The sequence below is a fragment of the Pseudonocardia sp. KRD291 genome, assembly GCF_019263595.1.
Taxonomy (GTDB): domain Bacteria; phylum Actinomycetota; class Actinomycetes; order Mycobacteriales; family Pseudonocardiaceae; genus Pseudonocardia.
The window spans coordinates 1-6,847 of record NZ_JADQDD010000308.1 but is presented as its reverse complement, the minus strand read 5'-3'; the positions used below and the strand labels follow the sequence as shown (position 1 = coordinate 6,847).

Here is a 6,847-nt window from a genome sequence, read left to right as displayed (position 1 = left end):
GCGCTGACCGACGTCGACACCGAGGCCGACGCCGCCGCGGCACCGGCCGGGTGCCTCGTGGAGTCGTGGATGCACCTCGACGTCGACGTGTCCGGCTCCACCACCCCGGACCTCGACGAGGTGCGCGAGGAGCTCGAGCGCACGTTGCTCGACGTCCGCCAGGTCGTCGACGACGGCGCCATGATGGTCGCCCGCGCCCGCGCGGTGGCCGACGACGCGGACGAGTCGGACGCACGACCCGCGGGCGACCACGACCCGGCCGGGTCCGGGGCGTTGCTGCCCGGTGAGGTCTCGGAGCTGCTGCACTGGCTGATCGACGACCACTTCACGTTCGTCGGGTACCGGCACTACACCCGGGTCGAGGGGCGGCTGGAGCCCGAGACCGGATCCGGTCTGGGCGTGCTGCGCCCCGACGACGCCGGGTCCCGGATCTTCCTGCCGGAGAACGGCTCGACCCCGTCGGACGAGGACGCGTCCACGCTGGTGATCACGCGGGCCAGCGAGCCGAGCCGTGTCCTGCGCCCGGTGCACCCCTACTACCTGGGCGTGCGCACCCGGGACGCGGACGGCACCGTCACCGGCGAGCACCGCTTTCTGGGCATGCTGACCGTCCCGGCCCGCTACGAGAGCGTGCTGGACATCCCGATCGTCGCCCGCAAGATCCGGTCCGCGATCCGGCGCGCCGGGTTCCCGGCCGACTCCTACTCCGGGCAGCAGATGCTGGAGGTGTTCTCCGGGCTGCCGCGCGAGGAGCTGTTCTCTTCATCCGAACAGACGCTGCACGACACCGCGGTCGGGGTGCTGGCGGCGGCCGGACGGCGGGGGGTGCGCGTGTTCGTGCACCCGGACCCCTACCGGCGGTTCCTGTCCTGCCTGGTCTACCTGCCGCGCGACCGCTACACCACGACCAGCCGCCTCGCCATGGCCGACGTGCTGCGCGAGCGGCTGGGCGGCAGCGACGTCGCCTACACCGCGCAGGTCAACGAGGCGAGCCTGGCGCTGGTGCACTTCACGGTGGCCACCGACCCGGCCGCCGAGCCCGTCGACTGCGACCTGGACGCGCTGCAGGACGAGCTCACCGAGGCCTCCCGGACCTGGGACGACCGGCTGGTCTCCGCCCTGGGCGCGGCCGGGACCCGCGCGGCGGGGGTGCTCGCCGGCATCCCCGAGTCCTACAAGGCCGGGATCGCGCCGGACCGGGCCGTGGAGGACCTGCGGCGGCTTCTCGCGCTGCCGGCCGAGGGCTTCGACGTGCGCCTCTACCGCGGCCCCGAGGGAGACATCCGGTTCGCGCTCTACCTGGCCGACTCCCCGGTCACGCTGACCGCCGTACTGCCGCTGCTGCAGCAGCTCGACGTCGAGGTGATCGACGAGCGCCCGGCCGAGTTCCTGCGCCCGGACGGGCGCCGCTGCTGGCTCTACGACTTCGGCCTGCGCGCCAGCGGCAAGCCCGAGGTCCCGCCGGAGGACGCCGGCTCCCGGTTCAGCGACGCGTTCTCCGCGGCCTGGCGCGGTGACGCCGAGTCCGACCGGTTCTCCGCGCTGGTGCTGCGCGCAGGCCTGCACTGGCGCGAGGCCGCGGTGCTGCGTGCCTACAGCCGCTACAGCCGTCAGCTCGGCGGGCTGTTCAGCCTGCAGTACACGGCGAACACCCTGGTCGCCTACCCGGACGTGGCGCGGGCGCTGATCACGCTGTTCCGGGCCCGGTTCGACCCGACCGCGAGTGCCCGCGACGCCGCCGTCGCGGAGGCACGCGACGCCGTCACCGCGCTGATCGACGAGGTCACCGGCTTGGACGCGGACCGGATCCTGCGCGGCCTGCTGGCCATGGTCGAGGGCACGCTGCGCACGAACTGGTTCCGCGACCGGGCGTTCTTCTCGTTCAAGCTCGACCCGTCGTCGATCCCGGACGTGCCGGCGCCCCGGCCGCGGTTCGAGATCTTCGTCTACGCGCCCCGGATCGAGGGCGTGCACCTGCGGTTCGGCCCGGTCGCGCGCGGTGGGCTGCGCTTCTCCGACCGGCAGCAGGACTACCGCACCGAGGTGCTGGGCCTGGTCAAGGCCCAGGCGGTGAAGAACGCGGTGATCGTGCCGGTCGGGGCCAAGGGCGGGTTCGTGGTGCGGACCCCTCGCCCCGACCCGGCCGAGGTGCGGGCCTGCTACCGCACGTTCATCTCCGGGCTGCTCGACGTCACCGACAACCTGCACACCCGGCCCGACGGCGGCGTCGAGACGGTGCCGCCGCCGGACGTCGTCCGCCACGACGGCGACGACTCCTACCTGGTGGTGGCCGCGGACAAGGGCACCGCGACGTTCTCCGACCTGGCCAACGAGATCGCCGGCGAGTACGGCTTCTGGCTGGGCGACGCGTTCGCCTCCGGTGGCTCGGTCGGCTACGACCACAAGGCGATGGGCATCACGGCCAAGGGCGCGTGGGAGAGCGTCAAACGGCACTTCGCCGAGCTCGGCACCGACACCCAGGCCCGGGACTTCACCGTCGTCGGGGTCGGGGACATGTCCGGCGACGTGTTCGGCAACGGGATGCTGCTCTCGCCACACATCCGCCTCGTCGCCGCGTTCGACCACCGGCACGTGTTCGTCGACCCCGACCCGGACGCCGCACGCGGGTTCGCCGAGCGCCGCAGGCTGTTCGAGCTGCCCCGCTCCACCTGGGACGACTACGACCGGTCGGCGATCAGCGCCGGGGGCGGGGTGTGGCCGCGCACGGCGAAGTCGGTGCCTGTCGGCCCGGAGATCCGGGCCGCGCTGGGCCTCGACGACACCGTGGCCCGGCTCTCCCCGCCGGAGCTGATCCGCGCCATCCTGCTGGCCCCGGCCGACCTGCTCTGGAACGGCGGGATCGGCACCTACGTCAAGGCCTCCACGGAGAGCAACGCCGACGCCGGCGACAAGGCCAACGACGCGATCCGGGTGGACGGGTCCGCGCTGCGGGTGAAGGTCGTCGGCGAGGGCGGGAACCTGGGCCTGACCCAGCGTGGCCGGATCGAGTTCGCCCGCAGCGGTGGGCCGGACGGTGGCGGCGGCCGGATCAACACCGACGCCGTCGACAACTCCGCGGGCGTCGACTGCTCCGACCACGAGGTCAACATCAAGATCCTGCTGGACCGGCTGGTCACCGCCGGTGAGCTGGACCGCCCGGCCCGCGACGAGTTCCTCGCGTCGATGACCGACGAGGTCGGCGAGCTGGTCCTCGACGACAACGTCGACCAGAACGCGGTGCTCGGCGTGAGCCGCTCGCACGCGGCGAGCATGGCGAACGTGCACGGCCGGATGATCGACGACCTGGTCGCGCGGGCCGGGCTGGACCGGCAGCTGGAGGTGCTCCCCGACCACGCCGGGTTCGACGCGCTCGAGGCCGCGGGGCACGGACTGACCGGCCCGGAGCTGGCGACGCTGCTCGCGCACACCAAGCTCGACCTCACCCAACGCCTGGTCGGCTCCGACCTGCCCGACGTGGCGGCGTTCGCCGCCCGGCTGCCGGAGTACTTCCCGGCCCCGCTGCGCGAACGCTTCCCGGACGCCGTCCGCGCGCACCCGCTGCGCCGTGAGATCACCGCGACGATGCTGGTCAACGAGATGGTCGACGGCGCCGGGGCGAGCTACGCGTTCCGGCTCGGCGAGGAGCTGGCGGCCACCGCACCGGACGCCGTGCGGGCCTACGCCGTCACCACCACGGTCTTCGACCTGCCCGCGCTGTGGGAGACGGTGCGGTCCGCGCCGATCCCGGTCGCGGTGGCCGACGACATCGTGCTCGACTCCCGGCGGCTGCTGGACCGGGCGTCGCGCTGGTTCCTGACCAACCGGCCGCAGCCGCTGGCGATCGGCGCCGAGACCAGCCGCTTCGCCGCGCAGGTGCGGTCGCTGCGGGGACGGCTGCCCGAGCTGCTGCACGGCCGTGAGCTGGACGCGGTCACCGAGCGGGCGGCCCGGCTGCGTGAGTCCGGGGTCCCCGAGGAGATCGTCGAGCCGGCGGCGCTGTCGCTGTACTCGTTCGGCCTGCTCGACGTCGTCGAGCTGGTCGAGCTCTCCGACCGGGAGAAGGAGCCGCGGGAGGCGGCCGAGGTGGCGCTGCTGTACTACGCCCTGTCCGAGCATCTCGGCGTGGACACGGCGTTGACGGCGGTGAGCGGCCTGGCCCGCGGGGACCGCTGGCACGGGCTGGCCCGGCTGGCCCTGCGCGACGACCTGTACGGCTCGCTGCGGGCGATCACCCTCGACGCCCTGAGGGAGTCCCCGCCCGGAACGGGTGTCACGGACGCGATCGCGGCGTGGGAGCAGGCGAACTCCTCGCGGCTGGTGCGGGCACGGTCGGCGCTGCAGGAGATCGGTGCCTCGGCGACGCTGGACCTGGCGACCCTGTCGGTGATCTCCCGGCAGCTGCGGGGCCTGGCCCGCTAGCCGCTCCCGATGATCTGAGAGGGTTCACCGCGTGTCCCGATTCGTCACCCACGTTCCGCTGCGCTGGACCGACCAGGACGCCTACCGCCACGTGAACCACGCGCGGGTCGTCACGCTGCTGGAGGAGGCGCGGGTCGAGCTGGCGTTCACCGCGGCCGGCGCCGAGGGCCTGTCCGGGTTCTCCACCGGGTTGCTGGTGGCCGGGCTCGAGGTCTCCTACCGTCGCCAGATCCGGTACCGGCCGCAGCCGCTGCTGGTGACGATGGACGTCCGCGACGTGCGCGCCGCGTCGTTCACGCTCGGGTACGAGATGCACGACGGGCCGGAGGCCTCGGACACGGTCGCGGTGACGGCGGCGACCCGGATGGCGCTCTACGACCTGCAGGCCGACCGGGTGCGGCGCCTGAACGCCGACGAGCGGGAGTTCCTCGCGCGCTGGTCCGACGACGCCGCGCCCGGTTCCCGCCGGGCGGGCGCGGAGTCGGCCGGGGCCGGGAGCACCCGGTGACGATCCGGCTCGACGACCCCACCGAGCGCGACGATCTGGGCGCGTTCACCGCGCGCGTGGTGCGCCTGGACCAGGCCGCGTCGATGCAGCTGCGCAGCGCCGACGGGCTCGTCACCGCGTGGGCGCACACGCCCTTCGACGTGCTGGTCACCCGCTCGGTCTCCGGCTCGATGGAGCCCGCCCAGCGCGCGGTACTGGCCTCGTCGCTGCTCACGTCGCTGGCCGTGGACCGGTCCGAGGCCGTCGACCCCGGCCCCGCGGCCGGGCCGTGGGCCGAGGAGCTGCCCCCGGACGGCGGCTGGGCGATCGTCGACGACATCCCGGCCGGCGAGCTGGACAGCCTGGCCGAACGCGGGATCGCGCTGGCCCGCGAGCACGCCGGGCCGATGGGGCCGCCGGCGTCGCTGCTGGACCAGACCGTGTTGACCGTGAGCCCACCGTCGGGTGCGGCCTCGACCGGCACCGCGCCCGTGCGCGCGGTCAAGGTGCAGATGCGGGTGCTGTTCGCGATGTCCGGGATGGGGTTCCTCGGCGACTCCGGCACGACCGGTCAGGAGCCGGTCGTGCGGGTGTCGGCGACCGGGTCCTGGGTGCGGCTCGACGCCCGCTACGGCGCCGTCGTGCGGCGGCGCCTGACGTCGCTGCCGCTGCTCACCGTGTAGCCCCGCCCTGGTTCCCGCCGGCTCAGGCCAGGTTCAGGACGGTGACGGTGCCGCCGTCGGAGTCGGTGACCCAGCCGGTCCGGCCGTCCGGGCTGACCGTGACCGACGTGGGTGCGCCGTCGGTGGGCACGCTCCCCACGACCTGCCAGGTGGTGGTGTCCACCACGCGCAGCGCCTCCGCTGTGGCGGCTCCGACGTAGAGGTGCCTGCCGTCCGGGGACCACGCCAGCGCGGACGGGCCGCCGTCGACGCGGGCGGTGGCGAGCTCGCGCCCGGAGTCCGGGTCCATGATCGAGACGGTGTCGTCGTCCGGTCCGGCGACCGCGATCTGGCCGCCGCCGGGTGCGGCGGTGACCGCCTGCGCGTCGCCGGAGACCTTGTAGGTGCCCAGCACGGTGAGGCTGGCAGGATCGAGCACGGTGAGCAGCCCGGCGCCGCGGTTGGCCAGGTAGACGCGGTCGCCGTCGGGTGAGGGCGCCGCGGCGGCGGGCTCCCGTGCGACCGGGACGGAGCGGGTGACGACGCCCGCGGCCGGATCGACCTCGTCGACCTTGCCGGAACCCCGGCCCGCGACGTAGAGGAAACGCCCGTCGGTCGAGGGCACCGCCAGCAGCGGGTCGTCGGTCGCGGGGACGGTGGACAGCAGCCGGTTCGTCGCGGTGTCCACGACGCCGATCGTGTTCTGCGCGTCGTCGGCGTCGCCGATGCTGACGTAGGCGCGGCTGCCGTCCGGGGACACGCTGACGTAGTCCGGGGGCCCGGGGAGCGGGATCTCCGCGGCGACGGCGTCGGTCTGCGCGTCCAGCACGACCAGCCGCGGCGGCGCCTGCACGGCCAGGTACGTGAACCGCCCGCTCGGGGCGGCGGCGGCCCAGGCCGGGCTGTCCGCGACCGGGACCGTCGCGCGCACCCGCGGCTCGGGCAGGCTCGGGGCCGCGACGACCTCGGCCGGGCGCAGTGCCTGCTCCTCCGGGGACACGGCCGGGGCCGAGCTGGGCGCGGGCGAGTCGGGCGTCGACGGGGAGACGATCGCCCACAGCGTCAGCGCCGCCAGCAGGATCGCGGCGAGACCGATCGCGAGCCCGCCCGGGGACACGCCCCGGCCCCGGCGCGGCTTCGCGGACATGATCGCGTCCGGCGGGGCGGTCCTGGCGGGCGCGGGTGCTGCCTCGGTCGACCCGGGCCCGTCCGCCGTGCCCTCGGCGCCGGTAGCGGTCCTGCCGGTCGCGGCGCCGGTGCGGGCTCCCGTGTCCGTGCC

4 protein-coding genes are annotated in these 6,847 nt (G+C 74.6%); 3 read left to right on the top strand and 1 reads right to left on the bottom strand.

The window, feature by feature from the left end; genetic code table 11:
* From I4I78_RS27990 to I4I78_RS27980, 3 genes are all read left to right on the top strand, one after another.
* The coding region (locus I4I78_RS27990; RefSeq protein WP_218614498.1) for an NAD-glutamate dehydrogenase at positions 1-4,419 on the top strand (4,419 nt) is incomplete at its 5' end.
* Positions 4,420-4,450: 31 nt separating this feature from the next.
* The gene (locus tag I4I78_RS27985) at positions 4,451-4,927 is read left to right on the top strand and encodes a thioesterase family protein (protein WP_218614497.1); all 477 of its coding nucleotides are present in this window, start codon (positions 4,451-4,453) and stop codon (positions 4,925-4,927) included.
* Complete coding sequence (locus I4I78_RS27980) at positions 4,924-5,589, top strand: hypothetical protein (RefSeq protein ID WP_218614496.1); 666 nt, start codon at positions 4,924-4,926, stop codon at positions 5,587-5,589. Before I4I78_RS27985 ends, I4I78_RS27980 begins: the two co-directional genes overlap by 4 nt.
* Before the next feature lie 22 nt (positions 5,590-5,611).
* Here I4I78_RS27980 and I4I78_RS27975 read toward each other — a convergent pair.
* On the bottom strand, positions 5,612-6,847 hold a 1,236-nt coding region (locus I4I78_RS27975), incomplete at its 5' end, for a hypothetical protein (RefSeq protein WP_218614495.1).